This window comes from Mucilaginibacter mali, from assembly GCF_013283875.1.
GTDB lineage: Bacteria > Bacteroidota > Bacteroidia > Sphingobacteriales > Sphingobacteriaceae > Mucilaginibacter > Mucilaginibacter mali.
This window is the reverse complement of sequence record NZ_CP054139.1, coordinates 4,153,588-4,170,806: the sequence shown is the minus strand read 5'-3', so window position 1 is coordinate 4,170,806 and position 17,219 is coordinate 4,153,588. Positions and strand designations below refer to the sequence as shown.

Genomic DNA, 17,219 nt, shown 5'->3' with positions numbered 1-17,219 from the left:
GCCAGTGCTAAGCCAATCAAACATAAAGTTAGATCTTACCGATAAGGTTGCATTAATTACAGGCAGTACACGTGGTATAGGTCAGGCTATTGCCGACAGATTTTTGGATGCCGGGGCATCAGTTATTATCACAGGTACACAAACTGATAAGATAGAAGAGTTAAAAAGAAATAATACTTCTAGCCGTGTTTCTTATTTACAATTGGATCTTACCGATCATGGATCGATAAATGCAGCATTGGCTTATATCAGCACCTTACAAAAGGTCGACATCCTGGTCAATAACGCAGGTATAAACAAAATAATTGTTAACACAGAAACCACCGATGGCGATTTTGATCTGCTTGGGAATGTTAACGTGAAAGGCCCTTACATACTTTGCAGGGAAGTAAGCAAGCTGATGAAAAAGAACCAGTATGGCCGGATCGTGAATATTACATCGATATGGAGCAGGATAACCCGATCGGGGCGCTCTATATACACGGCTAATAAATATGCAATGGCCGGTCTTACTACAACACTGGCTATTGAACTAGGTAAGGATAACATTTTAGTGAATGCGGTTGGTCCTGGTTTTACACTTACCGAACTTACAGCTGCTACCAATACCCCTGAGGAGATTAAAAAATTAAGTGAAGCTATACCGGTGAACCGCATGGCCGACCCGGTTGAGATAGCTAATGTAGTGCTTTTTTTAAGTAGCGATCTTAATACTTATTTAACAGGACAAAATATAATTGTTGATGGTGGTTACACCAATATATAATAAAGATACACACTTGATATCGAACATTTACTGTAAACTATAAGCGCAGCACATTGAGAGCGAACGAACAATCCTTTGAACACGAATTATCACTTGCCGTTAAAGCTGCGCACGAGGCTGGTGCATTTTTATTAAAATGCAAGCAACAGCCTATAATTGTGAACAGCAGTATTAATAAAGACATAAAACTGGAAGCCGATGTACTTTCAGAAAAAATGATAACAGATATATTGCTGGCGGGTTCAACCCATAATATCCTTAGCGAAGAATCAGGCTACATAACAAAGGATAACGATAGCGGTTATTTTTGGATAGTTGACCCACTTGATGGCAGCCTTAATTTTTCGCGCCAGATAGATATATGCGGGGTTTCTATAGGACTATGGAAAGATAATGAGCCGGTACTGGGCGTGATATATGACTTTATACATGACCAAATGTATACCGGCATAGTTGGTCAATACGCTGCTTGCAACGGGATTCCCATAAATGTTAGCAGTATTAGTGAAAAAAAGGTAAGCATACTGGCAACAGGTTTCCCTGTTTACTCCGATCAGGATAAGGAAAGCTTGAACCTGTTTATTGATGACGTACAGCAGTATAAAAAGGTAAGATTACTTGGATCGGCGGCCTTATCGTTAGTACACGTGGCAAAGGGGAGTATAGAAGCCTACAAAGAGAAAAATATAGCCATATGGGACGTTGCCGCTGGTTTGGCCATACTGATCGCTGCCGGTGGCAAAGCAGAATACCCTATGGGAAAAGGAAAACACTATTTAAATGTTTACGCTACCAACGGCATAGTTTAATATGATAATTGACTCGTTAGAGAACATAGAGTTTTACAGATCGGTAAATAATGATTTTTACCAGGGATTATTATTTATAAAAAATTCGTCGCCCGATATTGAATTGGGCGAATACCCCTTAACGGCCACAGCAAAGGCGCTGGTAATGGAGTATGAGACCAATTATCAAAATACTTTCGGTTATGAAGCGCATAGAAATTTGATCGATATTCAATATTGTATAAAAGGTACCGAGCGGATACCATGGTCGCATTTGAGCAGGTTAACACCATATACCGAGTACGATCTTGTTAAAGATGTAACATTTTATAAATGGACAGAAAAACAAGGTGAAGTGATCATTGGCGATGGGGTATTCTCGATATTTTACCCTACCGATGCTCATGCGCCCGTTTTTTGTACTGATGAGCCAACGCTGATCAGGAAGATAGTTATTAAGGTTAGTATTTGATTTATGAACATACCCAAAATAAAAGCGTTAGTACCGATGAAAGGGAACTCGGAAAGAGTACCAAGGAAAAACATGCGCCCCTTAGCGGGGAAACCGTGCTTTCATTGGATAATGGAAACACTATCGGCCAGCCCGTATATCAGCGAGATCATTATCAACACAGATTCTGAAGAAATAGCCAAGGAAGCGACAGACAATTTTGATGTAACGATATTAAAACGTCCCGAATTTTTATTTGGCGAAATGGTAACCATACAGCCTTTGATAGAGTACGACATGTCGCAAACAGACGGTGATTTTTTCCTGCAGACACATAGTACGAATCCGTTAATTACTACCGGTACCATCAATAAAGCTATCGAGCTTTTTTTCTCACAAACTAAGCATGATGCTTTGTTTTCGGTCACTGAAATAAAACAACGCTATTACTGGCCTGATGGCAGCGGGGTTAATCACGATCCGCGTAAACTGATCAGAACGCAAGATCTTCAACCGATCTATCATGAGAATTCATGCATATATATATTCTCACGCGAGGCGAACGAGCGAACAAAAAGCCGTATGGGGTCTGATCCAATAATGTTCCCCATAGATAAGCTAGAGGCAGCTGATATTGATGATATGGAAGATTTTTATTGGGCGGAGTTTTTACTGAACGAAAAAATGGCAGGGCGCCTGTAAAAAATATGGCTTATATACGTTTATCGCATATTATCACACAAGACACCCCGGCCTATGGTAATAGGGATAGGGTGTTTATCCGCGATAATTCGTCAATACTAAAGGGCGACACAGCCAATTCATCGTGCTGGATCTTCTCTAATAACCATATCGGTACACATATCGATTCGGCACGGCATTTTTCGGCTACCGGGCAAAAATTGCAGGATATCCCGATTGGCGAATTTATATACGAACGGGTAACAGTAGTTGATATTAGCTGTAGTACCGGGGTGCTGATCGGCGTTAAAGAATTTGAGAAGGTAAAACCCAATGTGGATGCCGATACTGAGTTATTGCTGATCCGTACTGGCTACGAAGTACATCGCGGAAAAGACAAGTACTGGAACGACAACCCGGGCCTGAATGGGGAACTGGCTAATTATTTCAGGCAAAATTTCCCTAAACTACGATGTGTAGGGTTTGATTTTATTTCGCTTACATCATGGAATTTCCGACCGGAAGGCAGGATAAGCCATCAAAAGTTTCTGTGCCCTACAGAAGGAAGAAATACTATATTGGTGATAGAGGATATGGCACTTGAAAGCATAAATGGTGATGTTATTAAAGTTATTGTGGCGCCAATATTTGCTGAAGACGGTAACGGGGGGGCGGTTACGGTAATTGCCGAATTGAAGAATGAATTATGAAAAATACATTATTAAAAGATAAATTAAGGAAACGGGAAAATACTATTGGTTCCTGGATAACTATAGGGCATCAGGCAGTAGTGGACATACTTGCTGAAGCCGGATTCGACTGGCTATGTATCGACCTTGAGCATACAGCGATAGATCTTAATGAGGCCCAGGTACTTATTGGATTTATCCAGGCAAGAAATATGGCAGCTTTGGTAAGGGTATCCAAGAATGAAGAAGTAGTGATCAAAAGAGTACTTGATTCGGGTGCCGATGGTATTATCATACCAATGACCTGTACGGCCGACGACGCGAAAAAAGCTGTTGAATATGCCAAATATCCACCTATTGGCAAACGTGGGGTGGGCCTGAACAGGGCCCAGCGCTATGGGTTCAATTTTGAAGGGTACAAAGATTGGGTTGAGAACGGCCAGGTGATCATCGCCCAGATCGAACATATCGAGGGGGTAAACAACCTGGAAGCCATAGTAAATACTCCTGGTATCGATGCCGTTTTTATTGGCCCTTATGATCTGTCAGGCTCGCTGGGTATCCCGGGCCAGTATAATGATCCGCAAGTTATTGAAGCATTGAACCGGGTAGAGAAAATATGTCAGACCAACCAAATATCAATGGGATACCATGTTATTGAACCCAATATTGATCTGGTTACCGAAAAAATGCGATCTGGATATAATTTAATAGCTTTCAGTACTGATTTCCTCTTCATGGGGCGCAATGCATATAATGAAATGAGCAAATTGAAATAGAACATGGAAAACCTTAAACGCCTCCGCACTTTAAAACGCACAGATATAACAGCTCAAAGGATCTTAAAAGCGATCTGGAGAAGAATAAAAGATGTGCCTGAAAAAATATATTGGGATTTCCCATTCCATTTCACTGTAAAGAACCGGGCTGGTATCGAAAAATTCAAAGATATCCATAAAGGCAAGCGGTGCTTTATAATTGCTAATGGCCCCAGCCTGAAAAAGATCGACTTTTCATTATTGAAAGATGATCATTCTATAGGACTGAACCGCATATACATGATGAAAGGGCAGAACGGATTTATGCCTGATTATCTGGCCTGTGTAGATATGCAAGCCCAGCTTTTGCAATTCTTTGATGATTATAATAATGTAGAAATAGATTGCTTTTATAACTGGGAGATACGCAATAAGTTTAAACGTTCAGACAATCAACATTTTGTAAGGGATAAGCTATCGCCAAGTTTTTCCACGGATCTGGCCCGCGAAGGATACGGCACCGGTCGGTCTGTAACCTATTTAGCTATCCAACTGGCATATTATATGGGCTTTTCTGAAGTTTACCTTATTGGTAAAGATCATTCCTATAACACATCCGAAAAGACCGGTACTGCCATTAAGAGCGATGGACAGGAAGATAATCATTTTATAAAAGGCTACTATAAGCCTGGTATGAAATGGTTTGCTCCCGATCTGGAGACCGAAGAGTATGCATATAGATTGGCCCGTACCGCATTCGAAAATGATGGCCGCATTATAAAAGACGCGACTATTGGAGGTAAACTAAACGTTTTTGAAAAGGTTGACTATTATTCTTTATTTACAAAATAACAATGGCATTGTCTGGCAATCCTCAAAGATCTTGCTTGCTTATTATACAAAAAGATTTTTATTCTTTTGAAAAACATGTTCGCATAGCATTAACCGATCTGGGCTACCAGGTAACAGTGGCTAATCATGAATACCCCGAAGGCGCTTTAGGCAAAATTCTGGGGAAATTACAGGTCCCATATATTTTTTCGAGTACAAGCAAATACCTCGCTGAACATTATCTGGATAACAAGTATTATGATGTGGTACTTATTATTAAAGGGCGTGGTATTAGTGCCAGCTTAATAGAACTATTAAAAAAGCATGCGACGCAAGTGGTTGGTTATAATTACGATTCATTCAAATATAACCCTTCACCGATAAAGTGGTATAAATTAGCTACCTCATATTATACTTTTGATTACAAGGATGGCGATAATTATAATGTCCCTGTTGTAGAGTTGTTTTCTTCAACACCGGTCAATACAGATATTAAAGAGATAAGGTACGAAATTTCGGCGTTGGTACGAAATCATTCACAACGTTTAAAATATTTAAATAAAGTTATTAATATATTAAAACCAAATAGCTATTTTATTTATATATTTGAACAAAATATATTGACATTCTTAGTGAATTTCGTAAAAAATCCATTATTATATTTAAAATATTGGAAATATATTCACTTTAAGCCTTTGAAGTATAGCGATTATAACGATGTAATAAAAACTTCGGGTGTTACTATTGATTATGCCCATCACAGGCAAACAGGTATTACGATACGGTGTTATGAAGCAATTAATATGCAAACGAAGATCATTTCAAATAACACCTATTTAAGCAGGAGTAAGTACTTCAACGATACAAATTCGTTGATATTTAATATTAACGATAACGAAGAGGATCTTGTTAAAAGCTATAACAGGCTAAAGAACAATGATCTTGTGGCAAAGGTACGCGATATACATAGCTTTATTGAGGATCTGATAGGAAAGTAACATAATAGCTTACCGTTACCAAATAATAGTTTTTTGTAGCATAATATCACATGAAGAATATATTAATAACAGGCGGTGCCGGTTTTATTGGATCTAATTTAGCCTTACGCTTACTTTCTAAAGGTTATAGCGTGAGGATCTTGGACAATTTGTCGCCGCAAATACATGGCACTAATCCCGAAAAGACATCCCCTTTATTTATATCGATAAAAGATAAATTAGAGTTTATAAAAGGATCCGTAACTGTTAAAGCAGACTGGGAAAAAGCCATAGCCGGACAAGATGTGATCGTGCATTTTGCCGCCGAAACGGGGACGGGGCAATCTATGTATGAAATAGAGCGTTATACCGAAGTAAACATACAAGGTACAGCTATAATGCTTGATATGCTTGTAAATACGCCGAATAACGTTAACAAAGTAGTGATCGCATCAAGCAGGTCCATCTACGGCGAAGGAAAATATCTTAGCGATGCATTAGGCCCCGTATACCCTGATCATCGTAACGGTGCGGAAATGAAAGCAGGCAATTTTGAAGTTAATTACCCCGGCGCGGGTTCACTGTCGTTAACGGCTACGGATGAAAATTCTAAGATCCATCCATCATCGGTATATGGTATAACAAAACAGGTGCAGGAGCAATTGGTAATGAATGTTTGTAGTTCCATAGGTATTGCCGGTGTAGCCTTTCGTTATCAAAATGTTTATGGGCCTGGCCAATCATTAACTAATCCTTATACCGGCATACTATCTATTTTCTCTAACAGGATAAGAGCCGGGTTAGACATTAACATTTTTGAAGATGGGTTAGAAAGCCGAGACTTTGTTTATATTGATGATGTTGTGAACGCAACAATTGCCGGTATTGAAAAAGAAGAGGCTAATAATAAGATTTTCAACGTAGGTACAAGTATCCCGATAACAGTATTGGAAGTAGCAAAAACCTTAATGAAGCATTTTGAAACAGAAGTGCCTTATAAAGTAAGCGGCATGTTTAGACTGGGCGATATTAGGCATAATTATGCTGATATCAGTTTATTACAAAACACGCTCCAGGTAACACCGCAGGTACAGTTTAGCGAAGGGATAGGCAAATTTGTACAATGGGTAAAACAACAGGCGCACAGCGAAAGTAATTATGAAAGATCCCTGAGTGAGATGCGTGATAAAGGTTTGCTAAAGTAACGGTAATTGTATTAAAATAGATAAACTTAAATAAATGATTAAAATTGCATTAATAGGTGCAGGTAAAATGGGGATTTCCCATTTGTCGATACTTGGGGCTCATCCCATGGTTGAGGTAGTTGGTGTGTGCGACACATCAAAAATGGTTAATGATTTTTTATCACGTTACTGTAAGTTTAAATGCTTTACCGATTATCAAAAAATGATAGATGAAGTAAAGCCCGAAGCTGTGATAGTGGCTGTACCAACAAAATTTCATTATAGCATAATTAAATACTTGTTAGAAAAAAACATCCATGTATTTGCCGAAAAACCATTTTGCTTAACATCAGCGCAGGGAGATGAACTGGTTAAAATGGCAAATGCCAGGCAATTATTTAATCAGGTTGGTTATCATAATAAATTTATTGGTACGTTTGGCGAAGTGAAACGCCTGGTAAACAGCGGCGTTCTTGGCCAGATAAATCATTTTGTTGGAGAGGCATACGGCCCGGTAGTTATTAAATCAAAGCAAGAAACATGGCGCTCAGACCCATCAGAAGGCGGAGGCTGTTTGCTTGACTATGCATCGCATGTAATAGATCTTATTAATGATATACTTGCCCCTGTTTCATCTGTAAAAGGTAGTTTGCTTAAATCTATATATTCGGTAAATGTGGAAGATGCTGTTTATTCACTGCTACAATTATCAAATAATGTAAGCGGTATATTGTCCGTTAATTGGAGCGATGAGACCTATCGTAAAATGTCGACATCAATTACCATCAACGGAACAAAAGGCAAGATCATATCAGACGCGAATGAGTTGAAAGTTTATTTGAAGGATGCCAGCGGTTTGGCTAGTTATACTGAGGGCTGGAACTTGAAATATATAACAGACCTAACACCAACAGTAGATTTTTATTTACGGGGCGAAGAATATTCGGCACAGTTGGATCACTTTATAAATGTTGTTGCCGGTAAAGCACCAAATAAAATAAACACTTTTGAAAGTGCTTGGTATACTGATAGGGCGATTGAATTAATTAAAAACAGTGCTAAGTAAATAATGGAAAGAATACTTTTTGGTGATAACCAGTTTTTCGCTGTTAACCATATTTCTGACGAAAAATCAAGAGCGCAGTCAATTAAATTTAAAGATGACAGTGCTATAGTAAAAACATTGGATGATGCACGGGAGGCCGGCATTAATACCTTTATGTGTACAACACATGATAGGATCAGTAAAATTTGCGATGTGATCAGGGCGCAGCCTGAAAAATATAAAGGGTTTAAAATATTTCCTTGTATGCCCTATGCCCACAAATATGCTAACGCGGTAACAGAATTGGGCATAGTAGGCACATTAAAAGAATATGTTCCCGGCAATTTCTTTGGTTCATTATTTAAAGGTGGCGTAGCATTTTTATCAAAGGATTTTCTTTCTATAATGGAACTGTTGGTAGATGCTGAGATGAAAATGTTTAAAGGTATCGATACACCGGTTATATTTTTGCAAAACGTTATCACTGATCTTTTTTTAGGATTAAATGCCGATGAAGTATTGATAGCTTATTATCACTATGTAAAAAAGAAATATAACGCCGACGCGGGGTTTATAACCATGAATATGCCAAAACTGTTGGATGTGCTTGAAAAAGGAGGTATTACTAATCCTATCATCTGCTCGTCTATCAATAAGGTTGGTTTCCGGATGTCGGGCGGAAAAGAAATATATGAGGACTACCTTAAAAACAGAAAATTTCGCGCGGTGGCTATGCAGGTTTTAGGAGGCGGTGCGATAGCCCCTAAAGAAGCTATAGAATATGTTTGTGGTTTGCCGAATATCGAATCAATACTTTTTGGCGCATCATCAAAGGCCAACATTCAAAACACGGTGGAAAACATTCATTACTTTGACAGCAAAAAATAAACGCAGTTAAAAAATGTATGGGCAAATGAATAGTTTTAAAATACCCGTTTTACTGGCATTTTTATTAACGTTTGCTCAAGTGAAAGTAAAAGCTCAATCATCGCTGATGCAATTCAGCGTTGAATCGCAAACTATACTGACACAACCCGGCAAACTGCCATTATGGTTCAGAGCGAATCAATTTGGCAGCGTACCATTGTCCGGCCCATCTACAAGCATTATTGGCAGTGCCTACAAAATTTATGATGAAACTTCATCAAGCCTGATCGACTGGAGCGCCGGTGTACAAGTGAGGGGCAATGTCGGCAACCAGGCATACTTTACACTTATTGAAGGTTATGTAAAGGCTAAGGGGAGTATTTTTGAAGTTACTGCCGGCCGTACAAAGGATATCACCGGAATTGTAGATACAACCTTGTCTTCAGGTTCTTTTTCATTTTCTGGCAACGCTTTAGGTATCCCTAAAATAGAGATAGCTATTCCTGAATATTATATATTGCCAATTTTCAACAGGTTATTCTCGGTAAAGGGAAGCTTTTCTTATGGTTTTTTTGGTAATCAGGAGATTTTTTCTCCCTATGCTTACGTTAAAAACGCGCCCCAGTATTTTCAGCAAAGCCAGCTCTATTTTAGGCTAGGGCATCCTGACTGGAGGCTAAAGTTATTTGGTGGTATAAACCATAATGTAATGTTTGGCAACGAGAAAACAATTTTCGGGCCGGGATATAAACTATCACCTTTCAGTGCAGCCATTTACGCGATATTTGGGAAAACCTATCGCGATTATAACAATAACCTATACGATCAGCAATTTGGCGGTAAGGTGGGTAATCACATTGGTTCGGTTGATGCAGGTGCTACTTATGAATTTGATGATGTGAATATGCTGGTATATCATCAGTTTATATATGATATAGGCGCCATCGGCCATCTTGCAAACTTAGCCGATGGCATTAATGGTGTAAGCTTTACTAATAAAGATGAAGGCTTTGATCATATTAACTGGCATAAAATACTCATTGAGTTTATTTCAAGCAGAAACCAGGCAGGGCACTTGGGCACAACGGCGCCATCGGGCGATGAAGATTATTACAACGATTATGAATTTAGAAACGGATGGTCGTACCAGGGATTGAATATGGGCACCCCATTATTTAATGATAGAAAATATACACGCGATGGTTTAATAAACGACCCGAACGATCATATTATCAATAACCGGATACTTGGCTTTCATGGAGCAATACAAGGATCTGTTAACCGTGTACAATTAACTATGAAGTTAACGTATACCCAAAACTTTGGCACCTATGGTACTGCAATTGAAGGACATTCCGTCCCGCCCAAATTTGAGCCGCCAATGTATGGTATATTTAGTCGGGTAGATCAATTTTCGGGCTATATAGAGGCTGGTAAAGATTTTTATAATGGCCTTTCAGGCGCAGTTGCGATAGGGTATGATAAAGGTGGCATATACTATAATACATTGGGTTTACAGCTTAAATTAAAAAAAACGTTTTAACAAAACCCATTACACTAAAATGGATATCAAAAAAATCATTATTACCGGAGGCGCTGGCTTTATTGGCTCGCATGTAGTGCGTCGTTTTGTAACGCAGCACCCCGAGTATCATATTGTTAACCTGGATAAATTAACCTATGCGGGTAACCTGGCTAATTTGCGTGATATTGAACATGCGCCCAACTACGAGTTTGTAAAAGGCGACATTGTTGATGCCGATTTTATCGACCGCCTTTTTGCCACCCACCAGCCTGATGCAGTAGTTCACCTGGCTGCGGAATCGCATGTGGACAGGTCGATCACCAACCCATTGGAGTTTGTGATGGCAAACGTTATCGGTACGGTAAACCTGCTTAATGCGGCCAAAAAGTATTGGAAAGGCCGCTACGACATTACCCGTTTTTACCATGTATCTACCGATGAGGTTTATGGTACACTGGGCGAAGACGGTATGTTTACCGAAGAGACCGCTTACGATCCGCATTCGCCATACTCGGCGTCAAAAGCCAGTTCAGATCATTTTGTACGCGCTTACCAGGATACTTACGGTTTAAACGCTGTGATATCCAATTGCTCAAACAATTATGGCTCGTATCACTTTCCCGAGAAACTGATACCGCTTGCTATTCACAATATCAAGCAAAGTAAGCCTATCCCGGTTTATGGTAAAGGCGAGAACATTCGCGATTGGCTGTGGGTAGAAGACCATGCCCGGGCTATTGAGGTGATATTCCACAAAGCCAAATCGGGTACTACCTATAATATTGGCGGCCATAACGAGTGGAAAAATATCGACCTGATCAGGCTGTTATGCCAGATCATGGATAGTAAGCTGGGCAGGGCAGCAGGCGAATCGGAAAAACTGATCACTTTTGTAACCGACCGCGCCGGGCACGACCTGCGTTATGCTATTGATGCCACCAAACTAAAAAACGAACTGGGCTGGGTGCCAAGCATTACCTTTGAGGAGGGCCTGGAGAAAACAGTTGACTGGTACCTGCAAAACCAGGAATGGCTGGACGACGTAACATCAGGCCATTATCAACAATATTATAATGATCAATACACTAACAGATAATAGTGTTCCATATAAAATTTAGCAGACATACATATGAGTAAAACTTTGGTATTTGGTGCATCAGGGCAATTAGGCCAATGCTTAAAACTGGTTGTAAGCAATAATCAGGTTGCTAATGTTTATTTCCCGGATGAAACAGTGGCTAATATTTTAGATACAAATAGTTTAAAAAAACTGTTTGACGAATATCAGCCCGATTTTTGCATTAACTGTGCAGCTTATACTGCTGTAGATAAAGCCGAAACCGATATTGATATAGCCCGCAAAGTAAACAAAGATGGTGCTGCCAACCTGGCCGTGCTTTGCCAAACCTACAATGCTACACTTATTCACGTATCAACAGATTTTGTGTTTGATGGTAAGGTGCCACATCTTTTGTCTGAAACCGATGAAGCGAAACCCATCAGCATATATGGGCTTACTAAATTAGAGGGCGAACAGGATATTGCAGACACTATCAGCAAATATTATATTTTGCGCACCAGCTGGCTTTATTCAGAATATGGGAACAATTTTGTAAAAACTATGCTGAAATTAGGAGCCGAACGCGATCAATTAAAAGTAATTGCGGACCAGATAGGTACACCTACTTATGCAGTAGATTTAGCGGAAACCATCATGCATATTATCCAGTCGGGCAAACAGGAATACGGCATTTATCATTATAGTAACGAAGGCGTAACATCATGGTATGATTTTGCAAAAGCAATATTCGATCTGTCGGATACATCGGTAAATTTATACCCCATTACTACCGCCGAATATCCAACAGCAGCCACCAGACCTGCATTTTCTGTAATGAATAAAGCAAAAATTAAAAACACCTTCGGTATAACTATCCCATATTGGAGAGATAGTTTAGCCAAATGCATTAACATATTAAAACCATGAAAGGAATAATCTTAGCCGGTGGTTCAGGTACACGGTTGTATCCAATCACCAAAGCAATAAGTAAGCAATTAATGCCTATTTATGATAAGCCAATGATCTATTATCCGTTATCGGTATTGATGATGGCCGGAATAAGTGAAATATTAATTATTACCACACCCGAGGATAACGCCGGTTTTATACGTTTACTGGGTGATGGCAAAGAATTGGGTTGCCGCTTTGAATATGCTATACAGGAAGTGCCCAATGGTTTAGCCCAGGCCTTTGTAATCGGCGAAAAATTTGTAGGAGATGATAAAGTGGCCTTAATTTTAGGCGATAATATTTTTTACGGAACGGGCTTTGGCGAATTGATCAGCAGTTTTAATGATGTTGACGGTGCGGCAATATTTGCCTATAAAGTAGCCGATCCGGAAAGATACGGTGTTGTTGAATTTGATAACAACTTCAAAGCCGTATCAATTGAAGAAAAACCCCTTCAGCCAAAATCAAACTATGCAGTTCCAGGCTTGTATTTTTATGATAATTCGGTTGTAGAGATCGCTAAAAATATTGCCCCATCGCCCCGCGGTGAGTTTGAAATTACGGATGTAAACAAGCATTATCTTGAACAGGGGAATTTGCATGTAGGCGTAATGGACAGGGGTACAGCCTGGCTGGATACCGGTACTTTCGATTCATTAAGTGATGCCACCGAATTTGTACGGGTGATAGAAAAACGCCAGGACACTAAAATAGGCTGTATAGAAGAAATTGCCTATAAGCAAGGATTTATCAATAAGAAGCAATTAGCTACCATAGCCAATAAGTATATTAAAAGCGGGTATGGCCAGTATTTGTTAAAATTGGTTTAGATCGGAATAAATTACTTAAGAAAAATAACATTTTTATGTCATCAGCAAAAAAAGTAGCATTAGTAACGGGGATAACCGGTCAGGACGGATCTTATTTAGCGGAACTTTTGCTGGAAAAAGGATATGAAGTGCACGGCGTTAAAAGGCGGGCATCTTCTTTTAATACAAAGCGTATCGACCATTTGTATCAAGACCTTCATGAAGGGCATATTAATTTTAGGCTTCATTACGGTGATCTGACCGATTCTATGAACATTATAAGGATCATACAGGAAGTTCAGCCCGATGAGATATATAACCTGGGCGCTATGAGCCATGTAAAAGTATCGTTCGATTCGCCTGAATATGTAGCGAATGTGGATGGTATTGGTACATTGCGGATATTAGAGGCTGTAAGGATATTGGGACTTGAAAAGAAAACAAGAATTTACCAGGCATCTACGTCTGAACTATATGGCGGCCTTCCCGAAAATAAGAACGAGAAAGGTTTTTATGATGAAAATTCACCATTTTACCCTCGTTCACCTTATGGCGTAGCTAAGATATACGGTTTTTGGATCACAAAAAACTATCGCGAAGCTTATAACATGTTTGCATGTAATGGTGTTTTGTTTAACCACGAATCGCCACGAAGGGGTGAAACCTTCGTAACCCGTAAGATTACAATGGCTACTGCAGCTATAGCTTTAGGGAAACAAGATTGCCTTTACCTTGGCAACCTTAATGCGCAACGCGATTGGGGACATGCAAAAGATTATGTAGAGGCCATGTGGCGCATATTGCAACAAGATAAGCCCGAAGATTACGTACTGGCCATGGGTGTTACTACTTACGTAAGGGATTTTGTTCGCCTTTCTTTTGCCGAGGTGGGTATCGAACTTACATTTGAAGGAACCGAAGAGAATGAGATCGCAAAAGTTGCTAAATGTAATAACCCTGCCTATCAGCTTGAGATTGGTAAAGTGGTAGTGCGTGTCGATCCAAAGTACTATCGCCCTACAGAGGTTGATCTGTTAATTGGCGACCCTACCAAATCTAAAACCAAATTAGGCTGGGAGCCAAAATACGATCTGCAAGGTTTAGTGCAAGAGATGGTTGCTGCCGATATTGATTTGGTGAAAAGAGAAAAACTGTTAAAAGAATCAGGTTATCTTGTTACTAACCAGTTCGATTAATCTTCACTATGGAAAAAAACGCTAAGATTTATATTGCCGGCCACCGTGGCATGGTTGGCTCGGCCATTCATCGCAAGCTAACCGCCGAGGGTTATACCAATATCATCACCCGCTTATCATCAGAGTTAGATTTGCGTAACCAGCAACAAGTTGCCGACTTTTTCGCAGCCGAAAAACCCGATTATGTGTTTTTGGCTGCTGCCAAAGTAGGTGGTATTGTGGCTAACAATACCTATCGTGCCGAATTTTTGTACGATAACCTGCAAATTCAAAACAACATCATCCATAGCTCGTATTTAAACGGGGTTAAAAAACTGATGTTTTTGGGATCCAGCTGTATCTATCCTAAAATGGCCCCGCAGCCATTAAAAGAAGAATACCTGCTTACCGGCACGCTTGAGCCTACTAACGAGCCTTACGCCATTGCCAAAATTGCCGGTATTAAAATGTGCGATGCTTACCGTGCGCAGTACAGCTGCAACTACATATCGGTAATGCCTACAAACCTGTATGGTTATAACGATAATTATCACCCGCAAAACTCGCACGTGCTGCCGGCATTAATTCGCCGCTTTCACGAAGCTAAGGTAGCCAATGCGCCAGATGTTACTATCTGGGGAACTGGATCGCCAATGCGCGAATTTTTATTTGCCGACGACCTTGCCGAAGCCTGCTACTACCTGATGCAAAACTACGATGAAGAAGGCCTGGTAAATATCGGTACGGGCGAAGACCTGACCATTAAGGATTTGGCCACATTAATTAGTAAAGTAGTGGGTTACGAAGGCGAGATCAAATTTGATACCTCAAAGCCTGATGGTACACCACGCAAGTTGATGGATGTATCTAAATTACACAGCCAGGGCTGGAAACATAAAATTGAACTGGAAGAAGGCATTGCCCTTGCTTACCAGGACTTTTTAAGCAGGTATTAATATTCTCCACTCACTCCGTCATCCAGAGCGATAGCGAAGGATCTCCGATTAGCAGAGCAATATGCATAGTTTGGGATCCTTCGCTATCGCTCAGGATGACGTATTTTTTCTATTACAAAATTTTCCACCTCTTCCGGCGCTACCCAATTCATTTCCTTATCCCGGTTAAACCAGGTCATCTGCCGTTTGGCAAAGTGGCGGGTATTGCGCTTAATAAGTTCAATAGCTGTGGGCAGACCGGTTTTGCCATCCAGGTAATCAATAATTTCGGTATAACCCACGGTTTGCAGGGCGTTTAAATGGCGATAGGGGAATAGTGCTTTTACCTCGTCTATAAGTCCATCGGCAATCATCATATCTACCCGCTGGTTGATGCGGTTATAGAGTTGCTCGCGCGGCCATTCCAACCCAACCTTCAGGATATTAAAAGGCCGCTTACGCACGCCGGCTTTGCGAAAGGATGAGAACGGCTGCCCGCTGCTTTCAATTACCTCCATTGCGCGCAATAACCTTTGCGGGTTATTCAGATCAACCTGCTGATAATATAGCGGATCTGCCTGCTGTAGTTTTTGCTGTAGCCAGGCCAGGCCCTTTTCTTCAAACCCGGCCCTGACCTTTTGCTGAACTTCGGGCAATACTTCAGGAAATTCGTCGAAACCTTCGCAAATAGCTTTAACGTAGAGGCCGGATCCGCCCACCATTACTACCTGGTTGTGCGTTTTAAAAAGTTCATCAAGCAAGGCCAAGCCATCACGCTCAAAATCGCCAACATTGTAATTGTCGGTAACGCTGTGCGAATCGATAAAATGGTGCTTAGCCTGCGCCAGTTCATCCGGTGTTGGCTTGGCCGTGCCGATAGCCATCTCACTGAAAAATTGCCTTGAATCGGCCGAAATGATATCGGTATGCAAACGGCGGGCAAGTGTAATGCCCGCCGCTGTTTTTCCGCTTGCCGTAGGGCCGGCAATAACTATAAGTGTTTTAGTACTGTTCATGGCAATAGCTTTTACTATGAACTATGATCCATGAACCATTAGCTAATATTAATAATCGTCATGACGGCCGCCGCGTCCATGGTCTTCGTCTTCCATGTGCTCGTTGTCCGAAAATTCGTCCATTTCATCATCATCGTCATCGCCCATGCCGTGGTTGTTATCCTCTTCCTCCTCCTCGCCGGTATCAGTCACTTCCGAAAAATCTTCGGCATCCTCCGGCTCAAACTCCATCTCGTTAAGGAAATCGAAATCTTCGTTTGCCGATGGTGCCGCAGTAGGTGTAAATGTGTTGATAAACTGCTTTGGGGCCTCGCCCACGCTTTTAACAATGGCGGGGTAAGTTACTTTAGGATCTTCATCTAAAATGATCTTCATCAGTTCTACATGAAAATCGTAAGGGCGATCGAAATTATAGGTATAATAAAATTTCTGATGCGGGTCGTCAATAAAACTGCTCAGTTTTACCTTTTCCATCAGCGAAATGCCCCTGTCAATACGTTTTTGATTGGGCAGGAAGGTGATCTCTTCGCCTTTTGTCCACTGATCGTTACTGATATAAAAAGAGGATGGTTTTTCCGCATCGTAGCCGGTGCTTTGGTGTATAGCACGGTGCAATGCCTCAAACGTTTGGTTTGATTTGATGTCTATCTCGCGCATCACATCATCATAGTCCTCAAAAGATACCCTGAACCTGTATAGTGCCATTGTGTG

19 protein-coding genes are annotated in these 17,219 nt (G+C 40.5%); 17 read left to right on the top strand and 2 right to left on the bottom strand.

Going from position 1 to position 17,219, the window contains the following annotated elements; translation table 11 throughout:
* Window positions 1-4: 4 nt before the first annotated feature.
* The 17 genes from HQ865_RS17445 to fcl all read left to right on the top strand — a co-directional run bounded on the left by HQ865_RS17445 (window position 5) and on the right by fcl (window position 15,513).
* Window positions 5-766: an SDR family NAD(P)-dependent oxidoreductase gene (locus HQ865_RS17445; protein WP_202020397.1), complete on the top strand. Its 762-nt coding sequence runs from the start codon at window positions 5-7 to the stop codon at window positions 764-766.
* 53 nt (window positions 767-819) lie between these two features.
* Window positions 820-1,575: an inositol monophosphatase family protein gene (locus HQ865_RS17440; protein ID WP_173416134.1), complete on the top strand. Its 756-nt coding sequence runs from the start codon at window positions 820-822 to the stop codon at window positions 1,573-1,575.
* Window position 1,576: 1 nt separating this feature from the next.
* Window positions 1,577-2,026: a YhcH/YjgK/YiaL family protein gene (locus tag HQ865_RS17435; RefSeq protein ID WP_173416133.1), complete on the top strand. Its 450-nt coding sequence runs from the start codon at window positions 1,577-1,579 to the stop codon at window positions 2,024-2,026.
* 3 nt (window positions 2,027-2,029) lie between these two features.
* Window positions 2,030-2,707 (top strand): acylneuraminate cytidylyltransferase family protein, encoded by a 678-nt coding sequence (locus HQ865_RS17430; protein ID WP_202020396.1) that lies wholly within the window; start codon window positions 2,030-2,032, stop codon window positions 2,705-2,707.
* Between the two features lie 5 nt (window positions 2,708-2,712).
* Window positions 2,713-3,396, top strand: coding sequence for a cyclase family protein (locus HQ865_RS17425; RefSeq protein WP_173416132.1), 684 nt, complete (start codon window positions 2,713-2,715; stop codon window positions 3,394-3,396).
* Window positions 3,393-4,154, top strand: coding sequence for an HpcH/HpaI aldolase family protein (locus HQ865_RS17420; protein ID WP_173416131.1), 762 nt, complete (start codon window positions 3,393-3,395; stop codon window positions 4,152-4,154). Before HQ865_RS17425 ends, HQ865_RS17420 begins: the two co-directional genes overlap by 4 nt.
* 3 nt (window positions 4,155-4,157) lie before the next feature.
* Entirely contained in the window at window positions 4,158-4,985 is an 828-nt protein-coding gene (locus HQ865_RS17415) for a 6-hydroxymethylpterin diphosphokinase MptE-like protein (protein ID WP_173416130.1), read from the top strand.
* A 2-nt stretch (window positions 4,986-4,987) separates the two neighbouring features.
* Window positions 4,988-5,962 carry a hypothetical protein gene (locus HQ865_RS17410; RefSeq protein WP_173416129.1) on the top strand — a complete coding sequence of 325 codons (975 nt, stop codon included), beginning with the start codon at window positions 4,988-4,990 and terminating at the stop codon, window positions 5,960-5,962.
* A 50-nt stretch (window positions 5,963-6,012) separates the two neighbouring features.
* Window positions 6,013-7,146, top strand: a complete 1,134-nt coding sequence (locus tag HQ865_RS17405; RefSeq protein WP_173416128.1) for an NAD-dependent epimerase/dehydratase family protein — start codon at window positions 6,013-6,015, stop codon at window positions 7,144-7,146.
* Window positions 7,147-7,180: 34 nt separating this feature from the next.
* Window positions 7,181-8,191, top strand: a complete 1,011-nt coding sequence (locus HQ865_RS17400; RefSeq protein WP_173416127.1) for a Gfo/Idh/MocA family protein — start codon at window positions 7,181-7,183, stop codon at window positions 8,189-8,191.
* A gap of 3 nt (window positions 8,192-8,194) precedes the next feature.
* Window positions 8,195-9,058 carry a hypothetical protein gene (locus HQ865_RS17395; RefSeq protein WP_173416126.1) on the top strand — a complete coding sequence of 288 codons (864 nt, stop codon included), beginning with the start codon at window positions 8,195-8,197 and terminating at the stop codon, window positions 9,056-9,058.
* A gap of 79 nt (window positions 9,059-9,137) precedes the next feature.
* On the top strand, window positions 9,138-10,580 hold the full coding sequence (locus HQ865_RS17390) for a capsule assembly Wzi family protein (RefSeq protein WP_173416125.1): 1,443 nt from the start codon (window positions 9,138-9,140) through the stop codon (window positions 10,578-10,580).
* A 25-nt stretch (window positions 10,581-10,605) separates the two neighbouring features.
* Entirely contained in the window at window positions 10,606-11,658 is a 1,053-nt protein-coding gene (gene rfbB / locus HQ865_RS17385) for a dTDP-glucose 4,6-dehydratase (protein ID WP_173417835.1), read from the top strand.
* Window positions 11,659-11,691: 33 nt separating this feature from the next.
* A complete protein-coding gene (gene rfbD, locus HQ865_RS17380) occupies window positions 11,692-12,549 on the top strand; it encodes a dTDP-4-dehydrorhamnose reductase (RefSeq protein WP_173416124.1) in 858 nt (285 codons plus the stop codon).
* On the top strand, window positions 12,546-13,403 hold the full coding sequence (gene rfbA, locus HQ865_RS17375) for a glucose-1-phosphate thymidylyltransferase RfbA (RefSeq protein WP_173416123.1): 858 nt from the start codon (window positions 12,546-12,548) through the stop codon (window positions 13,401-13,403). Before rfbD ends, rfbA begins: the two co-directional genes overlap by 4 nt.
* A 35-nt stretch (window positions 13,404-13,438) precedes the next feature.
* Window positions 13,439-14,578: a GDP-mannose 4,6-dehydratase gene (gmd, locus tag HQ865_RS17370; RefSeq protein WP_173416122.1), complete on the top strand. Its 1,140-nt coding sequence runs from the start codon at window positions 13,439-13,441 to the stop codon at window positions 14,576-14,578.
* Window positions 14,579-14,586: 8 nt separating this feature from the next.
* The gene (fcl, locus tag HQ865_RS17365) at window positions 14,587-15,513 is read left to right on the top strand and encodes a GDP-L-fucose synthase (protein ID WP_173416121.1); all 927 of its coding nucleotides are present in this window, start codon (window positions 14,587-14,589) and stop codon (window positions 15,511-15,513) included.
* 83 nt (window positions 15,514-15,596) lie between these two features.
* Here the strand turns inward: fcl and miaA are convergent, their stop codons facing one another.
* Both miaA and HQ865_RS17355 read right to left on the bottom strand, forming a co-directional pair.
* Window positions 15,597-16,508 carry a tRNA (adenosine(37)-N6)-dimethylallyltransferase MiaA gene (gene miaA / locus HQ865_RS17360; RefSeq protein ID WP_173416120.1) on the bottom strand — a complete coding sequence of 304 codons (912 nt, stop codon included), beginning with the start codon at window positions 16,506-16,508 and terminating at the stop codon, window positions 15,597-15,599.
* A gap of 48 nt (window positions 16,509-16,556) precedes the next feature.
* Window positions 16,557-17,213 (bottom strand): IS1096 element passenger TnpR family protein, encoded by a 657-nt coding sequence (locus HQ865_RS17355; protein ID WP_173416119.1) that lies wholly within the window; start codon window positions 17,211-17,213, stop codon window positions 16,557-16,559.
* Window positions 17,214-17,219 lie beyond the last annotated feature (6 nt).